The organism is Arsenicicoccus cauae (assembly GCF_009707125.1).
Lineage (GTDB): Bacteria > Actinomycetota > Actinomycetes > Actinomycetales > Dermatophilaceae > Arsenicicoccus > Arsenicicoccus cauae.
In genome coordinates this window covers 23,803-41,357 of record NZ_WLVL01000042.1, presented here as the reverse complement: position 1 = coordinate 41,357, position 17,555 = coordinate 23,803, and the positions used below count along the sequence as shown (strand labels likewise).

Genomic DNA, 17,555 nt, shown 5'->3' with positions numbered 1-17,555 from the left:
AAGGGTCATCGGTGAGATCTCCTCTGGTGAGTACTTGGCGGTACACACCGAGCATCTCGCCGATGACCCCTCTACGTCAGGGAGCCACACCCACTCCCCAAACCCCACCACTCCACGGGACTCTTACCTCGATGTCGGCCAGGCGGGCATCAAGCAGGTCGCGCACGTGGCCACACGGCGCCTGGCCGCGGTCGCGGATGTCGAGGATCTGCTTGATCTGGGCGAGGGTCAATCCTGCGGCTTGGCCGCGGTGGATGAAGTCGATCCGGCTAACGGCCTCGGTGGTGTAGTCCCGGTAACCGGACATGGTGCGCTCGGTGGGTGGCAGCAGCCCCTGCTCCTCGTAGAACCGCAGGGTCTTCGTGGTCGTCCCCGACGCCTCGGCGAGTTCCCCGATCCGCATCCAACCTCCCGTGTGTCACAGGTCTCGCTTGACCTTCCCCTGTACTGGAAGGTCCATTGTTGCTGCATCAGGAGCTTTTCCCAACACTCCGGGGAGGAATCGGGATGCAGAGCAGGTACGACCTCGCGATCATCGGGTCCGGTGGAGGCGCGTTCGCCGCCGCCATCCATGCGACCGCACTCGGCAAGTCGGTGGTGATGGTCGAGCGCGACACGTTCGGCGGCACGTGCGTGAACACCGGCTGTGTGCCGTCGAAGGCGCTCATCGCCGCTGCCGAGGCCCGCCAGACCGCCGCCGACGCGGGCAGCCGATTCCCGGGGATCGCCACCACCGCGGACGCCGTGGACATGCCGGCTCTGATCGGCGGCAAGCAGGACCTCGTCGAGGAACTGCGCGGCGAGAAGTACGTCGACGTCGCCGATGCCTACGGCTGGCAGATCCGACACGGGAACGCTGCGTTCGCGGCTCTTCAACTTTGAGCGTGGTGCTGGGTGTTCACGCCGCGATCGGTCGGGGCGCATAGCCAATGATGCGGCATCTGTAGTTCCGATGGTTGCGGTACCCGCGCCCGACCCTCTTGATCGTCTTGGCGGTCAGGTTCGCCGCCTCGGTGCGAGCGTTCGTGACCCTGGTTCGGCAGAAGGTGAGCAGCTCACGACGCCAGGCCAGCAGGGTCCGGAACAGCGCGGCCGGCTCGGGCAGGTGGGTGGCTCGCACGGCGCTCTCAAGGCGGGCCCAGTGCCGCTGGAAGGAGGGCGTGTCGGTGGCGGTGAGGACCTGGCGGACGTGTTCCTTGATGCCCCACGCGACGGCCAGCTCGACGTCCTCGGCCAGGATCTGCTGCAGCTTGGTGCGCTGCCGGACGGTGAGCCGGTCACCGGCGCAGGTGAGCAGCTTGCGGTACTTCCACGGGGTGTCGGTCGCCCGCCCTCGGCGCTCGCGCAGCTCCCACACCCGGCGCCTCCTCACCTTGGTGACCATCTCGTGGGACTGTCCGCCTAACGGTGTAAGTGGCGTTTTCATGGTCAGCGGTCTTCGGCGGCCGGCATGCGGTCGGCGAAGGTGATAGCAAAGGCGTTCAACGCTGGCTTCCAGCGCATGGTCCATCGTGTCTGTCCGGTGCCCTTGGGGTCCAGACTCCGAGTGACGAGGTACAGGGTCTTCATCGCGGCCTGCTCGTTGGGGAAGTGGCCCCGGGCGCGGATCGCCCGGCGGTAGCGGGCGTTGAGGGACTCGATCGCGTTGGTCGAGCAGATCACCTTGCGGATCTCGATGTCGTAGTCCAGGAACGGGATGAACTCCCGCCCAGGCGTTCTCCCACAGCCGCACGATCGCCGGGTAGGGCTTGCCCCATTTCTCGGCGAACTCCTCGAACCGGTCCCTGGCCGCGGCCGCGGTCGGGGCGGTGTAGATCGGGCGCACGTCGGGGCTTGACCCCGGTTCTTGGACACGCTGAATCCAGCACCTGCTGGGGAAGCGAGATGATCCAGGAATCATGGCCAGGAAGAACTACTCCGAGGAGTTCCGTCGTCAGGCCGTCGACTTGTACGAGTCCACCCCGGGCGCCACGGTCCGCGGCATCGCCGAGGATCTCGGCATCGTGCGCGGCACGCTGCGGCACTGGCTCGCGGTCTACGGGACCGGCAAGAAGACCGCCGCTGACGGGACATTGACCTCCAGCCCACTGCAGTCCAAGCCGTCGCCGACAAGCCCTACGGGTCCCGCCGGTGAGACGCCTGAGCAGAAGATCGCCCGGCTCGAGGCCCGGGTCAACGAGCTCGAGGTCGAGACGACGAAGCTGACCACCGAGCGGGAGATCCTCCAGCGGGCGGCCAAGTATTTCGCTGGGGAGACGGGCTGATGAGTCGCTTCCAGTTCGTCGCCGACAACTCCGCCACCTTCGAGGTGAAGCGACTGTGTGAGCCCGTCGAGATCGAGCGCTCGTCCTACTACGCCTGGCTCAAGGCTGCCCCGGCCCGAGAAGCCAGGGCAGCTGACGACGCGGCGCTGGCAGAGCGGATCAGGGCTGTCCATGCCGAGGACAACACCCAGGGTGCGCCACGGATCACCGCCGAGCTCAACGACAGCGCGCCTGCCGGTGAGCGGGTAAACCACAAGCGCGTCGCCAGGGTGATGCGGCTGCAAGGAATCCGGGGCTATGTGAAGAAGCGGCGGGTGCGGACCACGATCCCCGAACCGTCTGGCCAGAAGTACCCCGACCTGGTCAAGCGCGACTTCACCGCCCCGGCGCCAGGGCTGCGCTACGTCGGCGACATCACCTATCTGCCGATCGCCGACGGCACGAACCTCTACCTGGCGACCGTGATCGACTGCTACAGCCGTCGGCTTGTCGGGTGGGCCATCGCTGACCACATGCGTACCGATCTCGTCGAGGACGCGTTGAAGGCCGCCGCCGCAACCCGGGGCACCCTCAAGGGCAGCGTATTTCACAGCGACCACGGGTCGGTCTACTGCTCGAAGGACTACGCCAAGCTCTGTCGCAAGCTCGGCGTCACCCAGTCCATGGGCGCCGTCGGGTCCAGCGCGGACAACGCGTTGGCCGAGTCGTTCAACGCCACCATGAAGCGCGAGGTTCTCCAAGACGCCGCCTGCTGGAGCAACGAACTGGTCTGCCGCCGGCAGGTCTTCAGGTGGCTCGTCCGCTACAACACCAAGCGACGCCATTCGTGGTGCCGCTACGTCCCGCCGGTCCTCTACGAGACCGGCAACACCGCTACGCTGCCGACGGCTGCGTAATCACACCCCGTGTCCAAGATCCGGGGGTAGGGCCCTTGCGCGGTGCCGTCTACTACACCGACGGTCAGCTCGAGGACGACGCCCGCCTCGTGATCGCGCTGGCCCGCACCGCCGCGGCGCACGGCGCGGACGTCCTCACCCGGTGCGCCGCGACCGACCTGCGTGAGGACCGACTCACCCTCACGGACGAGACGACGGGCGAGAGCGTCGAGGCTCGGGGCACGGTCGTCTCGGCGACCGGCGTGTGGGCCGGTGAACACGACCCGTCGTTGCGGATCTCGCCGAGCCGCGGATCCCACCTGGTCGTGCGGGCCGAGGCGCTCGGGTGTCCCAGCGCCGTGTTCACCGCGCCGGTGCCGGGTCACTTCGGCCGGTTCGTGTTCGCTCTGCCACAGAGCGACGGCCTCGTGCTCGTCGGCCTCACCGACGACGCCGCTCCCGGGGTCGACGGCATCGCTCCGCCGGTGCCGGAATCCGACGAGGACTTCCTCCTCGCCACGATCAACCGCGCGCTGGAGCGCCCCCTGACCAGGCAGGACGTGGTGGGCCGGTTCGCCGGGCTGCGGCCGTTGGTGCTGCCGACTCCGTCGGGCGGGTCGACGGGAGGGACGAAGAGGCGGATCGGGAGGCACGGGTTCGGGGAGAGGCGCGAGCACGGCGCGTCGGGGGATCTGTCGGAGGGCGCGGAGCGCGCACTCGTCGAGGCGGGCGCGACCGCCGACGTGTCCCGACGGCACCTGCTCATCGACGAACCTGGCCGGCCCCTGACGATCGCCGGGGGCAAGCTCACGACCTATCGCACGATGGCCGAGGACGCCGTGGACGCCGCCTGCCGTCGTCTCGGGACGGACCGGGAGTGCCGGACGAGGACGCTCCCGCTCGTGGGCGCGGCGCCGCGGGAGGTGCTGGCCCGTCTCGAGGAACCGACCCGTCTCGTGCGCCGTTACGGCACCGAGGCCGGTCGTGTCGCGGAGTTGGGCCGTCGGTACCCCCGGTTCGCGGGCCCCGTCGCCGAGGGCGTCGCCTACACCGGTGCGGAGATGCTCTTCGGCGTGCTGGCGGAGGGCGCCCTCACGGTGGAGGACCTCGTCGAACGCCGCACCCGCACCTCCTTCGTCGAGTCCGCCGTCCCCGCCGCCCGCGAGGTCGCCGCCCAGGTCCTGGAACTCGCGACCACCTGACCCCCGCCCCCCGGATGACGTCATCGATGACGTCATGCGGGGTGAGGAAGGGGGCAGGGGGGCCATCGACACGGCTGAGCGCGTCGAGCGCGTGCTCGCCCTCGTGAGGTCCGAGGGCGCGGACGGCCCCAGAGCCACGGCGTTCCAAGTCGAGAGGCCCCCTCCCGGGTTGGGAGGGGGCCTCTCGTTCATCGCCGGTGCGGACGACCGGGCGAGCACCGGTCTCGATCCGCCGGCCTGGTCAGCTCTCCCAGCCCGCGTCGGCGATCCAGCGGAGGGCGGTGAGGGAGGGCATGAACATGTATTCGCCGCCGCGGAGGCGGTTGAACGTGGTCACGCCGTCGACGCGCTTGCGGACGGGGCGGTCGGGGATGGTGAACCGGCCCGGTTCCTCGTGGAGTCCGACGACGGGGTCGCGTTCGGTGCCGAGGTCGACGAAGTTGCCGCGGTTGATCCACTCCTGCTGGAGGAACTCGACCGTGTCGTAGGCGCGGGCGCTGATGAAGATGAAGAACAGGCCGCGCTCGTCGTCCTTGTCGTCGGCGGCGGTGAGGTCGGGGTCCCATTCGGGGCCGAACGTCGAGGAGCGGCGGATGATCCGGTGGATGTTCTCGTCCGTGAGGATCGTCAGCTCGCTGCCGCGCGGGTTCATGCGGCGCACGTGCGCCGAGTGGGGGCACATGAGGCCGCGGCGGTCGTCGGAGTAGTCGAAGTCGTCGTTGCGGGACTGATCCATGCCGAGGTCGACGTCGTCCTTCTCGGGGGAGAGGACGAGCGGCGCCCCCGACCGCCACCGGCCGACGAGCTTCGCGCCGAGGGCGTCGCGGGACTCCTGCGTGTCCTCCTCCGCGTGCTCGCGGAGGAAGTCGTTCCAGGCGCCGACACGGCTGTCGTACTTGCGGAGCACGACGAACGAGCCGTTACGACCCAGCACGTCCGGCGAGGGCATGGCGACGGGCGAACCCGTCTCGCTGTCCTCCCCGAGGATGAACTCGCCCGCGGCGATGGCCCGCTCCTGCCCCGGGAGGGCGTCGACGCCGGCGCCCGCGACGAGCGGCTGGCTGAGCGAGTCGTGGTAGCCGAACGGGTTGGCCGCATCCGGCGCCCCGAACGCGTGCGTGCCGAGCAGGGTGACCCCGTCGATCTCCTCCAGGTACCCCAGAGCCTTCTCCACGGCGTCCGCCAGGGACTCCTCCGAGTCGGCGTAGATCGTCACCGCGACGTGCAGGGAGTCGTCCTTGTAGAACTCCTCCCACGTCTCCGGGGCGTTCTCGCCCGTGTCCATGAGCTGGCCCGCGCGGGCCGCCATGCCCTGCCGGAACGGCAGCGGGAAACTCGCGAGGGACTCCTCCGGCAGGCCCATCGCCTTGAGGCCGGCGTGGCTGATCGCCACCCCCGTCCACGCGTGCATGTCCGCGGTCCAGTCCTGCGCCGAGGGGACGTACTCGACGAGCCGCCCCAGCAGGGCACGACCCCCCTCGGGGGTGTCGACCCGCAACCCCGCGTGGATCCCGACGTAGGGCTCGGGCCGCGACCGCAGGATGAGGGACTGGATGTCGTCGAGCTGCAGCGTGACGCTCTCCCGACGGAACCGCTTGCGCAGCTCCCTGAGGTGCTCGAACGGCATCAGTAGTCCACCCCCTGCGGCGTCGCCACCGCGTCCGACAGCGCCGACAGGGCCTCCCGGGTCGTCGCGTCCATCGCGGTGTTCGCCGCCATCGCGTCGAAGAACGTGTCCAGGGCCTGCTCCATGCGCTGGTACCGGCGCACGTCCACGACCGTCACCTGCGGGTTCGCGACGAACCACGCGGCGGCGTCGATCTGGTGGTCGGCGATGAAGTCCTTGACCTTCGGGGAGTCGATCCCCGGCCAGCCCTCGACGTTGGCGAACAACAGGTCCATGAGCTCGGGGATCTTCGTCGCGAAGTCGTCGATGTAGGTGTCCCAGTCGCCGTCGTAGGCCGTGGCGAACAGCACACGCGTGTCGTCGTCGAGGAACACGAACCGCATGTTGTGCAGCGTCGAGACGCGCTTGGCGCCGTCGAAGTCGCCGCCGGTGAGGCCGAAGATGCGGCGCAGCCGGTCGGCGCCGCCGGGCCTGAGGTCGGCGATGGCGGTCAGCTCGGACACGTTGCCGGAGCGGGCACCGGCCCGGCCGGCCGACTCGTACGTGCCCTCGTGGAGCGGGTTCTTGTCGGTGAGCAGGGAGTTGATCGCGATCCGGGAGATCGTCGGCGCGTCGGCCGCGACCTCCTTGACCACGCGGCGGAACTCCTCCATGCGGCTCTCCTCCGAGAGGCGCGGGTCGATGCGGGTCTGTTCGGACGTCAGCTTCTCGTTCATGGGGTCCTCCAAGGGGGTGAGGGGTCAGGCGGTGAGGTCGGCGAGGGAGTCCGGCTCCCGGCGGGCCACGGCGTTGAGGTCGTGCCGCTGCCGCGAGGACGACTCGTAGGCGAGCTTGCGCACGCGCATGATCGACCCGAGGGGCCGATGGGCCTCGACTCCGTTCCACGGGTTGAACGCGAGGTGGTCGTCACCGGCGACCCGACGGGCGGGTCCGCCGACGTCCTGCGGGTCGAAACGGACCGTCGCGACCACGCGGAACGGAGACTCGTCCTCGTCCCAGAGCACGGCGGCGTCCTCGACGGGCATGGTCTTCAGGTCGGTGCACAGCTGCGCCCGCAGCTCGTACGTCGCGCCCTTGGTCATGAAGTGGCGGACGACCGCGGTACGCATCGCGTCGAAGTCGTCGCCGACGTCGACGCCGGTGAGCTCGGCGACCTCCCCGGTCGGCGCGAGGGACATCTTGGCGACGTGGTCGCCGTAACGGATCGCGGCCTGGGTGTAGAAGGTCTCACCGAGCATGTGGGAGTAGTCGTTCGCGAGGCCCTGGACGGTCGCGCCGGGGGTGCGACCGAGTTTCTCGGTGATCGAGGCGATGCCCCGGGCGGCGGCGGAGACCGCCTTCTGCGCGGCGGCCGGGTTGCTCGCGTTCTTCTCGAGGATGTCGAGCATGTCCTCGTACTTGGTCACGGTGCCGAACGCGAGCGTCGGGAAGTTCACCATGAGGAAGTCCTGGTTGGCGCCACCGAGGTCGGGGGACAGGCGCTCGCCCTCCACGCCGATGATCTTGAGCGCGAAACCCCGCGGGGCAGGGATCTCGTCGGAGTGGATGTCGCCGGGTGCCGACGAGAGGCGGGCGACGACCTCGTGGGTGCCGGGGGTGGCGAAGATGCCCTGCGCGAGCTCGTGCGGCAGGTCGTCGTGGACGGTGAGTTGCCCGGTGATGATCGCGTGGCTCTTGGCGTGCGCGTCGCGGTGGGCGTGGCGGTGACGGTCGGCGTTCTCCGCCTGGGTGGCGGCCATTCGTTCGACGATTCGCTGGGAGATCTCGGCCTCGTTCTCGACGGGGACCTCGATGTCATCGTGGTAGCGGATGGGGTTCATCGGTATGCCTCCTCGACATCGTGACAACAATATTGTATTGGACTCAATTTGGCTCTTCAGCTTTGAGCGTGGTGCTGGGTGTTCACGCCGCGATCGGTCGGGGCGCATAGCCAATGATGCGGCATCTGTAGTTCCGATGGTTGCGGTACCCGCGCCCGACCCTCTTGATCGTCTTGGCGGTCAGGTTCGCCGCCTCGGTGCGAGCGTTCGTGACCCTGGTTCGGCAGAAGGTGAGCAGCTCACGACGCCAGGCCAGCAGGGTCCGGAACAGCGCGGCCGGCTCGGGCAGGTGGGTGGCTCGCACGGCGCTCTCAAGGCGGGCCCAGTGCCGCTGGAAGGAGGGCGTGTCGGTGGCGGTGAGGACCTGGCGGACGTGTTCCTTGATGCCCCACGCGACGGCCAGCTCGACGTCCTCGGCCAGGATCTGCTGCAGCTTGGTGCGCTGCCGGACGGTGAGCCGGTCACCGGCGCAGGTGAGCAGCTTGCGGTACTTCCACGGGGTGTCGGTCGCCCGCCCTCGGCGCTCGCGCAGCTCCCACACCCGGCGCCTCCTCACCTTGGTGACCATCTCGTTGGCCAGCCGCACCACGTGCCAGTGGTCCACGCTGACCTTCGCCCGCGGTAGTGCCTTGCGGACCGCGGCCCGGAACTCACTCGACATGTCCAGGGCGACGACCTGCACCCGCCGGCGCCACCACCGCGGCCGCGCCGCGAGCCAGGAGGTGACGACCTTGCCGCGGCGGCCGTCGACGACGTCCAGGATCGCGCCGTCGTCCAGGTCGGTGAACACGATGGACCACGGCTCGACCCGCTTCACCGCGTGCGTGTCCGGGTCGCGCAGGTAGCGCACGGTGCGGAACCGGTGCTCATCGATCCCCAGGTGCCGCACGTGCCGGCGGTCCACGCCGGTGTCCAGGTCCAGGGTGGTGGTGAGCATCCGCATCACCGTGGGCCAGGACAGGTGCGCCTCGTGCGCGACCCGGGACACCGCCCGCGGCTCGGCCCGGCAGGCGGATATCACCTGCTCGGTCAGCCGGGTCGTGACCCTCGCCCGCGCGGGCAGCTGCTCGGTCTCCTCGGTGAACGACCGCCGCGGGCACAACGACTCACGGCAGGCGTAGCGGCGCTTGCGCACGAGCACGTCGAGCCGCTCACCCCCGCACGGCACGTCCTTCACGCGCTGGGTAGGTCTTGCCTGGATCCGCGAGGACAGCACCCCGCAGGAGGGGCAGGCGCCCTCGCTCGTGGTCGTCTCGATCAGCACCTGCCGCGGTTGCTCAACGCCGACGCCAGGGGTGGCCGAGACGACTCGGTAACCGGACAGGTTGAACAGGATCGACGCCGCATCGACGTCGAACGTAGGCTTGTGCACGCTCGCGGTCCTCGCTCATGAGATGTCTAGACAACACCCATGCTGGCGTAGGGCCGCGAGCCCTACTTCAGGGCCCCACCACGCTCAAAATTGAAGAGCCGCGTTCGCCGGCACCCCGGACGCACCGCTCCTCGAAGTCACCGCGACTGACGGCACCGTCGAGACCATCGCGGCTGAGCATTACCTGGTGGCCACCGGCGCCCGCCCCTGGGCGCCGCCGATCGACGGGCTGGACGAGGTCGGGTACCTGACCTCGACCACGGCGATGGAGTTGACCGAGGTCCCCGACTCGCTGCTGGTGCTCGGCGGCGGCTACGTTGCCTTGGAGCAGGCCCAGTTGTTCGCCCGTCTCGGGTCGAAGGTCACCGTGCTGGTTCGTTCCCGGCTGGCCTCGAAGGAGGAGCCGGAGGTCTCCAAGGCGCTGCAGGAGGTCTTCGCCGACGAAGGCATCCGCGTGGTCCGCCGCGCAGCACCGACTCGCGTTGCCCACGACGCCGTCACGGGCCAGGTTGTTGTCACCGCTGACATCTCCGGCGGCGAGCAGGAATTCCGCGCCGACCAGGTCCTTGTCGCCCTCGGTCGACGGCCGGTCACCGACGGGCTGAACCTCGATGCGGTGGAGGTGAAGACCGGTGACGCGGGCGAGATCGTGGTCACCAACCAGCTGCTGTCCTCCAACCCTCGGATCTGGGCGGCCGGCGACGTGACCGGGCACCCGGAGTTCGTCTACGTCGCCGCCCACCACGGCAATGTGGTCGCCGAGAACGCGTTCGCCGGTGCTGAGCGGCCTGTGGATTACACCCAGCTACCGCGGGTGACCTTCACCAGCCCCGCGATCGGCGCTGTCGGGATGACCGAGTCCCAGGTGCTTGCAGCCGGGATCCGTTGCGACTGCCGGGTGCTGCCGCTGGGCTACGTGCCCAGGGCGCTGGTCAACCGCGACACCCGCGGGTTCATCAAGATGGTCGCCAATGCCGACACCGGCGAGATCCTCGGACTCACCGCGGTCGCCAAAGACGCCGGCGAGCTCGCCGCTGCCGGGGTCCACATCCTCGGCAAGACCCTCACCGAGGTCGCCGACGCATGGGCGCCCTACCTGACCATGACCGAAGGCATCCGGATCGTCGCCAAGGCCTTCACCACCGACGTCGCGAAGCTGTCCTGCTGCGCCTGACCCGCACCCAGACAGTCCCGACCCCCCACTCAAGAAGGGAACGCATCCGCAATGTCAGACCTCAGTACGCAACTTTCCCAACGACTCACTGGGACTGAGGAGACCGGCCTCGACGCCGGCCTGCTGATTCCGCTGCTGCGGCTACTCGTCGACGGCGACCCCGTCACCGTCGAGCAGCTCGCCGCCGTCGCGGGCTGCACCCTCGACGAGGTACGGCGCGGTCTCGCTGCGGTGCCGGACACCGAGTACGACGAGCAGGGCCGGATCATCGGCCAGGGGCTCACGCTGCGCCCCACCCCACACCGGTTCACCGTGGCTGGCGAGGAGCTCTACACCTGGTGCGCCTTGGACACCCTGATCTTTCCCGCCCTCCTTGACCGCCCGGCACGCGTGGAGTCGGTCTCCCCGACCAGTGGCGAGCCGATCCGGGTCACCGTCGACCCCACCGCAGGGGTGACCAGCGTCGAGCCGGCCACCGCCATGGTGTCCCTGGTCAACCCCGAGAAGATCACCTCGATCCGCTCGTCTTTCTGCAACCAGGTGCACTACTTCACCGCCCCCGAGGACGCAGCAGCATGGCTGGCTGTACACCCAGCCGCCGAGGTCGTCACCGTGGCCGAGGCCTACGGGATCGCGGCCGATCTCACCGCCGCCTTCCTCAACCAGACCGATGCCGCCGTGGCCGACGACTGCCACTGCTGCTGTTAATCCACCGAAGGGAATCAGAACAGCAATGACCCCCCACCACGACGACCAGCCGGGACGGGCCGGCCTGCTCTGGGAGCGGGAGCCGCGTTCCTCATGGTCGCCTGCTGCGCCCTGCTACCCCTGCTTGTCGCCGGCGGAGCCCTTGCCGGTGTAGGCGCATTCCTCCGCAACCCGTGGGTGATCGGCGCCGGCGTCGCGCTTCTGGCGTTTGGCGGGGTCGCGGCCACCAGGCGCCCCAACGGCGGCGACAACGCCGGCCACGACTGCTGCACGCCCATGCGCACCACCGAACACGACCCGAAGGACGAGCAGAACCGATGACGACCTCCCGCACCCGCCGTACCCCGCTCCTGATCGCAGGCGGCCTGCTTGCCGGCCTGTTGACCCTGACCGCCTGCGGCAGCACCGACACTGACCCGTCGGCCGCGGTAGGCACGCCCACCACGGTGACCAGCATCAACGGTCAGCAGATCAACCTGCCCTCCCCCGGCAAGCCGACCGCGGTGTTCTTCTTCTCCGTCGGCTGCGGCGAGTGCGTGAACGGCGTCCGGTCCCTCGGCGTGGCCGCCACCAGCGCCGACGAGGCCGGATCCGAGGCGAACTTCCTCGCTGTCGACATGGACCCCGGCGAGTCGAAGGAGACGATCGGCGACTTTATGGAGTACGTCGATGCCGAGCACGTCCCGGCCGCGATCGATCAGGGCGCAACGCTGTCCCGGCGATTCGGCGTATCGGCGCTGTCCACCCTCATCGTCGTCGACGCCGACGGCACGGTGACCTTCCGCGCCACCGACCCCGACGCGAAGACGATCACCGCCGAACTGCAGAAGGCCGGAGCCTGACCCATGGGCGGACTGCTCACGCTCGCCTTCGCCGCCGGCATGGTCGCCCCGGTCAACCCCTGCGGTTTCGCGCTGCTGCCGGCCTGGCTCACCCAGACCCTCGGCGAGGGCGACGCCTCCCCGACTCCGGTGCGGTTGCTGCGCGCCCTGCGCTCCGGCCTCGCGCTAACGGTCGGGTTTGCCGGCACCCTCGCAGCTGCCGGCCTACTGGTGAGCGCCGGTGCCCGTGGGCTGATCCAGGCCGCGCCCCGGCTCGGCCTCGCCGTCGGCATCGTGCTCATGCTGCTCGGCCTTTGGATGCTGGTCGGCCGCTCGATCTCCCTGAAGTTGCCCCAGATCCCCGGCCGGTCAACCGCGGGGCTCCCGCCCACCGCCCGAATGGTCGTCTTCGGCGTCGGCTACGCGTTGGCCTCTCTGTCATGCACCTTCGGGGTGATCCTCGCGGTCATCGCCCAGGCCCAGGCCACCGCCAGTTACGCCGGGCTTCTGCTGGTGTTCGCGGTATATGCCGCCGGCTCGGCAGCCGTCCTGTTGCTTCTCGCGCTGGCCACCGCCGCAGCCGGCACGGAACTCACCCGCCACGTGGCGCGACTGGCCCGCTTCGGTCCACGGATCACCGCCCTTGTCCTGCTGCTCACCGGCGCCTATCTGGCCTGGTACTGGTTTCCGGCCGCGACCAGCGACGCTCCCGTGGCGGCCGGCCGGACCGGCGGGCTGACGGGACTTTCCGCAACCGTGTCAAGCTGGGTTCAGGAACAGACCTCACTCCTCACCCTACTCGCCGCTGCGGCCGTCGTGCTGGCGCTGGCGCTCGGCATCCTGCAGCGAAGGCGAATGCGCGCACCGCGCAGGGATGAGACCGTCAAATGAACACCCCTGACCATCCCGGTGCTCAAGACGAAGCACGACTGGCCAGACGGTAGGAGTCGGTGCCGGTTTCGATGATGTTGCCGCCGAAGGTGAGTCGGTCGACGATGGCGGCGCAGAGTCGGGGGTCGGTGAAGGTCTTGGTCCAGCCGGCGAAGCCCTCATTGCTCGCGATAGCGACGGAGTTCTTCTCTTCACGTTCGGTAAGCACTTGGAAGAGGAGTTCGGCGCCGCGGCGGTCGAGTTCCATGTACCCGAGTTCGTCGATGCAAAGCAGGTCGACGCGCCCGTAGCGGGCGATCGTGCGTGCGAGCTGCTTCTCGTCGGCTGCTTCGACGAGCTCGTTCACCAACCGGGTGGCGAGGGTGTACTTGACCCGGAATCCCTTCTCCGCGGCGGCAGTACCCAGCCCGATGAGCAGGTGGGATTTGCCAGTCCCGGAGTCCCCGATCAGACAGAGCGGCTGGCCCTTCCTGACCCATTCGCCAGTGGCAAGGGTGTGGATGGTGGCGGGGTTGATGTTCGGATTGGCGTCGAAGTCGAAGTCCGCGATGTACTTCTGTCGCGGGAACCCGGCCCCGTTGACCCGACGGATCGTGGAGCGTCGGTCGCGGTCGTCGCACTCGGCCAGCAACAGCTCGGCGAGGAACCCTGTGTAGGTCAGCTGGTCCTTGTTCGCAGCGGCGACCGCGTCGCCGAGCAGGGCCCGCATGGTCGGCAACCTCAGCCGGCGGCAGGCTTGGTCGACCGCGGTGGCGGCGGCTTCTTCGGTTAGGCCGCGTCGGCGGCGCAGGGTGGTGGTCACGTTCGTGGCTGTGCTCATCGGGGTGCTCCGCTCTCATTGGGACTGGGCTGGTTGTCGGTGCCGGTGCGGCGGCCGAGGAGTTGCTGGTACTTCTCCATCGACGGCAGTGGCCGGTTGTCCGGCGGCAGGCCGGCGATGACGGCTTCGGGGTCGAGGAGCAGCCGTTCGGTGAGGGAGACGACTTTCCGCCTCTTGTCGACGCGCTGGTCGGCATCGCGTTGCTCGACACCACTCGCCTGAGCAACGAGGTGACGCTCCGACCCGGACCCAGCCGCGGCATCGCGGACCGCCTGCAGGCGGGCTTCGACCGCGACCACGTCCGCAGAGACCGCGCCGACGCTGACCGCTGCGAGGAGACCTGCTTCGACTTCGTCGGCGGTCATGGAGCGGTGCAGCAGGAGCACGTCGATGAGTTCGCGGGTGCCAGCGGCGTCCCCGAGCCTCCTGCGGGCGTTGGCCCAGAACGCCTCATGGGCCGGGGTGAATACCCCAGATTCGCGGGCTTGCGCGAGGACGGTGGATCCGGGCAGTGCTCCAGGCTTGCCCTTGAGCACCTCGAGGTAGTGGTCGAGGCTCACCGACTGTCCGCCGCGGGTCACGACACGGGGGTGGCGGGCGATCTGGGTGCGGCCGTCGAAGACGACCACTTCGCTGGCGCGCAGGGAGACGCGGACGCGGCGGTGGATGAACCGGGCCGGGACGGAGTAGCGGGCCATCCGAACGGTGATCATGGCGGAGCGGTCGACCATCGGGTGCAGCATCAAACCGGGATCGAACCCCTCCACCGGGAGCGGCGCGAGATGTGTTTGTTCGGTGGCGAAGTCTTCGCCGACGGTCCGGATCCGGGAGGAGATCCGGCGCTTGTCGTCGGAGGTGTCCCAGGCGCGGACCTTCTCGTTCAGCTCATCGAGGGAGTCGACGACTGGCATCGGCACGAGGTGTTGGCGACGGAACCGGCCGACGTCGCCTTCGACGCCGCCCTTCTCGTGTGCACCGGCGATGCCGGGCTGGCAGTAGAAGGGGTCGAACCCGAAGTGGGAGCGGAACAGCACCCAACGGTCGTTCTCTACCCGCTCCCGACCATGCGCGTTCACCACCCGGGTGACAGCGCTCGTGAGGTTGTCGTAGCGGATGTGTCGGGTGGGGATGCCGCCAATCTCCTGGAAGGCGGCGATGTGGCCTTCCAGGAACGCCTCCTGGCCCTGGGTGGCGTAGATCCGGTGCACCGCCTTGCCCGAGTAGGAGAGGCGGAAGGTGAACAGGAAGACCTTCGTCTTCACCCCAGCGAGGATGACGAAGAGCTCGCCGAAGTCGACCTCGGCTTCCGCACCCGGTGCGTGCTCCTGGGGGACCATGACCTCGACCCGTCGTCCGGCTTCGAGGTCGATCTGTGCGCGGCGGATGCGGACGTAGTCCCGAACCGTCGAATACGAGACATCGGTCGCGGCGTGTTCCTCGATCAGGCGGACGTGGATGCGGCGGGCGGTGTGCCGCTGTTTGCGTGGCGCGTCCAGGTCGGCGCGGAGCATGTCGTCGATCGCGGCCTTGAACGGGTCCAGCCGCGGCGAAGCGCGTACCGGGGTCTTCCGAGCTGGTGGCTCCGCGCAGGCAAGGGCTTGGCGGACCGTTGCCCGGCCGACCTGGTGCTTGCGCGCGAGCGCGCGGATCGACATGCCCTCGACCCTGGCGTCCCGGCGGATCGCAGCGAACACTTCCACACGCACCCTCATCCCGAAACCCACTTCCGGTGCCGCGAGCCCCGCTGGATGCGGGAACTCTCGACGCCACGGAAGTGGGTCCAGATCAAGCCGTCACGACGCCACGCCGACGACCGGGTGGGTCCGAATCAGACCGTCACAGTGGTCCCGAATCAGACTGTCATCGCCAACAAGCCTGCAATCCACAAGAAGCATCGAGGGCCAAAGCGGCTTGCCCACGGTCCGGAGCGCGCAGACGTGCGGCGCGCGCTCATAGGCATGACTGCGAGTTGCGGGGCTCGCGAGATCCCAAGGCCTGCTCTCGCGGGGTCGTCGGCCGTCCATAACGGGCTCATCACAAATGAGGGTGTACGTCAGGTCGGCGAGTCGGTGGCCGGGTAGGGGTCGAGGTCCCCTGAGGATGGAAGTTCTCACGCTGCCCATCCGGAGGACCTCGACATGGCTGACGCTACCTTCGATTGCCCCGACCTGACGACGTTCGCGCGCCTCGATGAGCTCGGGCTGGTGGTGACTGAGCAACGCCTCGCGCCCGACCGGGCGGTGCTGGCGTGCCGGGTTGTCGAAGATGACCGCTGGTGCCGACGCTGCGGTTGCGAGGGCATTGCCCGTGACAGCGTGACCCGGGAGCTGGCGCACGAGCCGTTCGGGTGGCGACCCACCACGCTGTTGGTGACGGTGCGCTGCTACCGGTGCGGCGGCTGCGGGCACGTGTGGCGCCAGGACACGAGCAAGGCGGCGGACCCTCGGGCGAAGATCTCCCGGTCCGGTCTGTCTTGGGCACTGACCGGCCTGGTCGTCCAGCACCTGACCGTCGCCCGGGCGCCGAGGCTCTTGGCGTCGCGTGGAACATCGCCAACAAGGCCGTCCTGGCCGAGGGGCGCCGGGTCCTGATCGCCGACCCGGCCCGGTTCGAGGGCGCGGCCGTGATCGGCGTGGACGAGCACGTGTGGCGGCACACCCGGCGTGGCGACAAGTACGTCACCGTGATCATCGATCTCACCCCGATCCGCGACGGCACGGGCCCGGCACGCCTGTTGGACATGGTCGAAGGCCGCTCCAAGGCCGCGTTCAAGACCTGGCTCGCGCACCGCCCAGCAGCGTGGCGGGAGAAGGTGGAGGTGGTGGCGATGGACGGGTTCAGCGGCTTCAAGACCGCCGCCGCCGAGGAGCTGCCCACCGCGACCGCGGTGATGGACCCCTTCCACGTCGTCCGATTGATCGGCGAGGCCGTCGACGTGTGCCGGCGCCGGGTGCAGCAAGAACTCCACGGTCACCGCGGCCTCAAGAACGACCCGCTCTATCGGGCTCGGCGGACCCTGCTGACCGGAGAGTCGTTGCTCACCGACCGGCAACGCGCGCGCCTCGTGACGCTGTTCGCGCCCGAGGAGCATGTCGAGGTCGAAGCGACCTGGGGCATGGTGGGCTTGACCGTGCACGTACCCGCAGCGGCGGGGGTCTCACACGGGACACTCGGCGAGATTTCCCCCCGGACGGCTGTCGATCTCTGGCACGCCCGGCCGTCACAGTGGTGAGGTCGCGCCGTGCGGCCCGCAACCCGAGAGGACGTTCCATGGCTGACTACACCGTGCTCATCAAGGGAGACCCCGACCGGTGGTGGACCTCGATGAGCCTGCAGCAACGCAAGGACGGTTACGCGCAGTACGCGAGGTTCAACGAGGCCCTGGCCGCGGGCGGCCACCGCATCCTCGGCGGCGGCGAGCTGACCCGCCTGTCCGAGGCCCGCTCGATCCCGGCCGGTGGTGGCCCGGTCACCGAGGGGCCGTTCGCCGAGACGGCCGAGCAGGTCGGCGGTTACTACCAGATCGCCACGGACGACCTCGACGGGCTCCTCGAGTGCTGCCAGATCATCGCCGCGACCGGGGACGGGATCGAGGTCCGCCCGAACGTCGATCCCACGGATCGCCCGTCGTGACGCGCTATCTCGTGCTCATCGCCTATGACCCGGCGACCTGGGCGTCGGCGACGCCGGAGGAGCAGCAGGAGTATGCCGACGCGCACGCCGCCTTCGAGGCCGCCGTCGATGCGCGCGGCCGCCGCGTGAGCTCGGCGCCCCTCGCGGACGCCGACACGGCCACGACCGTCCGCCACGACGGCGAGCACGTCGTGGTGACCGATGGTCCGTTCGCGGAGACGGCGGAGATGATCGCCGGCTACTACGACGTCGAGCTGCCTGACCTCGACGCGGTCATCGCGGCGGTCGCTCTGCTGCCGCGGTCCTACGCCACGGAGATCCGTCCGACCATCGAGCTCGGCTGACGTG

At 69.2% G+C, this 17,555-nt stretch carries 14 protein-coding genes and 6 pseudogenes; 11 read left to right on the top strand and 9 right to left on the bottom strand.

Annotation, left to right across the window (positions count from 1 at the left end):
• Nucleotides 1-118: 118 nt before the first annotated feature.
• Nucleotides 119-403 (bottom strand): annotated as a pseudogene (locus tag GGG17_RS14030) (heavy metal-responsive transcriptional regulator); the annotation flags it as partial.
• A gap of 104 nt (nucleotides 404-507) precedes the next feature.
• On the opposite strand from GGG17_RS14030, the pseudogene GGG17_RS14025 reads away from it, so the two are divergent.
• Nucleotides 508-864 (top strand): annotated as a pseudogene (locus GGG17_RS14025) (FAD-dependent oxidoreductase); the annotation flags it as partial.
• A gap of 34 nt (nucleotides 865-898) precedes the next feature.
• Here GGG17_RS14025 and GGG17_RS14020 read toward each other — a convergent pair.
• A pseudogene (locus tag GGG17_RS14020) lies at nucleotides 899-1,384 on the bottom strand (ISL3 family transposase); the annotation flags it as partial.
• Nucleotides 1,385-1,428: 44 nt separating this feature from the next.
• Nucleotides 1,429-1,828 (bottom strand): annotated as a pseudogene (locus GGG17_RS14015) (transposase); the annotation flags it as partial.
• Between the two features lie 70 nt (nucleotides 1,829-1,898).
• Between GGG17_RS14015 and GGG17_RS14010 the strand changes: the two are divergent.
• A protein-coding gene (locus GGG17_RS14010) for an IS3 family transposase (RefSeq protein ID WP_154594329.1) occupies nucleotides 1,899-3,160 on the top strand; the annotation gives its coding sequence in 2 pieces (ribosomal slippage) (nucleotides 1,899-2,250 and nucleotides 2,250-3,160; 1,263 coding nt in all).
• A gap of 35 nt (nucleotides 3,161-3,195) precedes the next feature.
• Entirely contained in the window at nucleotides 3,196-4,341 is a 1,146-nt protein-coding gene (locus tag GGG17_RS14005; RefSeq protein WP_019310328.1) for a glycerol-3-phosphate dehydrogenase/oxidase, read from the top strand.
• Between the two features lie 241 nt (nucleotides 4,342-4,582).
• On the opposite strand, the gene GGG17_RS14000 is transcribed toward GGG17_RS14005, so the two are convergent.
• From GGG17_RS14000 to GGG17_RS13985, 4 genes are all read right to left on the bottom strand, one after another.
• A complete protein-coding gene (locus GGG17_RS14000) occupies nucleotides 4,583-5,968 on the bottom strand; it encodes a Dyp-type peroxidase (protein ID WP_044496630.1) in 1,386 nt (461 codons plus the stop codon).
• Nucleotides 5,968-6,684, bottom strand: coding sequence for a hypothetical protein (locus GGG17_RS13995; protein WP_154594328.1), 717 nt, complete (start codon nucleotides 6,682-6,684; stop codon nucleotides 5,968-5,970). Before GGG17_RS13995 ends, GGG17_RS14000 begins: the two co-directional genes overlap by 1 nt.
• A gap of 24 nt (nucleotides 6,685-6,708) precedes the next feature.
• Nucleotides 6,709-7,788, bottom strand: a complete 1,080-nt coding sequence (locus GGG17_RS13990) for a catalase family protein (RefSeq protein WP_154594327.1) — start codon at nucleotides 7,786-7,788, stop codon at nucleotides 6,709-6,711.
• An 82-nt stretch (nucleotides 7,789-7,870) separates the two neighbouring features.
• Nucleotides 7,871-9,160 (bottom strand): ISL3 family transposase, encoded by a 1,290-nt coding sequence (locus tag GGG17_RS13985; RefSeq protein ID WP_311966712.1) that lies wholly within the window; start codon nucleotides 9,158-9,160, stop codon nucleotides 7,871-7,873.
• 97 nt (nucleotides 9,161-9,257) lie between these two features.
• Here GGG17_RS13985 and GGG17_RS13980 point away from each other — a divergent pair.
• From GGG17_RS13980 to GGG17_RS13965, 5 genes and pseudogenes are all read left to right on the top strand, one after another.
• Nucleotides 9,258-10,334, top strand: a pseudogene (locus tag GGG17_RS13980) (FAD-dependent oxidoreductase); the annotation flags it as partial.
• A gap of 51 nt (nucleotides 10,335-10,385) precedes the next feature.
• Complete coding sequence (merB, locus tag GGG17_RS13975; protein ID WP_115922097.1) at nucleotides 10,386-11,042, top strand: organomercurial lyase MerB; 657 nt, start codon at nucleotides 10,386-10,388, stop codon at nucleotides 11,040-11,042.
• A gap of 93 nt (nucleotides 11,043-11,135) precedes the next feature.
• Nucleotides 11,136-11,363: a mercuric ion transporter MerT gene (merT, locus tag GGG17_RS17435; RefSeq protein ID WP_512698688.1), complete on the top strand. Its 228-nt coding sequence runs from the start codon at nucleotides 11,136-11,138 to the stop codon at nucleotides 11,361-11,363.
• Nucleotides 11,360-11,884, top strand: coding sequence for a TlpA family protein disulfide reductase (locus GGG17_RS13970; protein ID WP_154594326.1), 525 nt, complete (start codon nucleotides 11,360-11,362; stop codon nucleotides 11,882-11,884). The genes merT and GGG17_RS13970 overlap by 4 nt, the downstream gene beginning before the upstream one ends.
• Nucleotides 11,885-11,887: 3 nt before the next feature.
• Nucleotides 11,888-12,754, top strand: a complete 867-nt coding sequence (locus tag GGG17_RS13965) for a cytochrome c biogenesis CcdA family protein (protein WP_115922100.1) — start codon at nucleotides 11,888-11,890, stop codon at nucleotides 12,752-12,754.
• Nucleotides 12,755-12,776: 22 nt separating this feature from the next.
• Here the strand turns inward: GGG17_RS13965 and istB are convergent, their stop codons facing one another.
• Nucleotides 12,777-13,574 carry an IS21-like element helper ATPase IstB gene (gene istB, locus GGG17_RS13960; RefSeq protein WP_115922101.1) on the bottom strand — a complete coding sequence of 266 codons (798 nt, stop codon included), beginning with the start codon at nucleotides 13,572-13,574 and terminating at the stop codon, nucleotides 12,777-12,779.
• Nucleotides 13,571-15,286, bottom strand: coding sequence for an IS21 family transposase (gene istA / locus GGG17_RS13955; protein WP_115922102.1), 1,716 nt, complete (start codon nucleotides 15,284-15,286; stop codon nucleotides 13,571-13,573). The genes istB and istA overlap by 4 nt, the downstream gene beginning before the upstream one ends.
• 426 nt (nucleotides 15,287-15,712) lie before the next feature.
• On the opposite strand from istA, the pseudogene GGG17_RS13950 reads away from it, so the two are divergent.
• From GGG17_RS13950 to GGG17_RS13940, 3 genes and pseudogenes are all read left to right on the top strand, one after another.
• Nucleotides 15,713-16,692: pseudogene (locus GGG17_RS13950) on the top strand (ISL3 family transposase); the annotation flags it as partial.
• Between the two features lie 152 nt (nucleotides 16,693-16,844).
• Nucleotides 16,845-17,207: a YciI family protein gene (locus GGG17_RS13945; protein WP_154594325.1), complete on the top strand. Its 363-nt coding sequence runs from the start codon at nucleotides 16,845-16,847 to the stop codon at nucleotides 17,205-17,207.
• The gene (locus GGG17_RS13940) at nucleotides 17,204-17,551 is read left to right on the top strand and encodes a YciI family protein (protein WP_288798695.1); all 348 of its coding nucleotides are present in this window, start codon (nucleotides 17,204-17,206) and stop codon (nucleotides 17,549-17,551) included. The genes GGG17_RS13945 and GGG17_RS13940 overlap by 4 nt, the downstream gene beginning before the upstream one ends.
• Nucleotides 17,552-17,555: the final 4 nt, after the last annotated feature.

What these genes read in the sequence shown, in the direction of transcription:
- GGG17_RS14000 (WP_044496630.1), bottom strand. Translation starts at nt 5,968, where the DNA reads ATGCCGTTCGAGCACCTCAGGGAGCTGCGCAAGCGGTTCCGTCGGGAG.
- GGG17_RS13995 (WP_154594328.1), bottom strand. Translation starts at nt 6,684, where the DNA reads ATGAACGAGAAGCTGACGTCCGAACAGACCCGCATCGACCCGCGCCTC.
- GGG17_RS13990 (WP_154594327.1), bottom strand. Translation starts at nt 7,788, where the DNA reads ATGAACCCCATCCGCTACCACGATGACATCGAGGTCCCCGTCGAGAAC.
- merB (WP_115922097.1), top strand. Translation starts at nt 10,386, where the DNA reads ATGTCAGACCTCAGTACGCAACTTTCCCAACGACTCACTGGGACTGAG.
- merT (WP_512698688.1), top strand. Translation starts at nt 11,136, where the DNA reads ATGGTCGCCTGCTGCGCCCTGCTACCCCTGCTTGTCGCCGGCGGAGCC.
- GGG17_RS13970 (WP_154594326.1), top strand. Translation starts at nt 11,360, where the DNA reads ATGACGACCTCCCGCACCCGCCGTACCCCGCTCCTGATCGCAGGCGGC.
- GGG17_RS13965 (WP_115922100.1), top strand. Translation starts at nt 11,888, where the DNA reads ATGGGCGGACTGCTCACGCTCGCCTTCGCCGCCGGCATGGTCGCCCCG.
- istB (WP_115922101.1), bottom strand. Translation starts at nt 13,574, where the DNA reads ATGAGCACAGCCACGAACGTGACCACCACCCTGCGCCGCCGACGCGGC.
- istA (WP_115922102.1), bottom strand. Translation starts at nt 15,286, where the DNA reads ATGAGGGTGCGTGTGGAAGTGTTCGCTGCGATCCGCCGGGACGCCAGG.
- GGG17_RS13945 (WP_154594325.1), top strand. Translation starts at nt 16,845, where the DNA reads ATGGCTGACTACACCGTGCTCATCAAGGGAGACCCCGACCGGTGGTGG.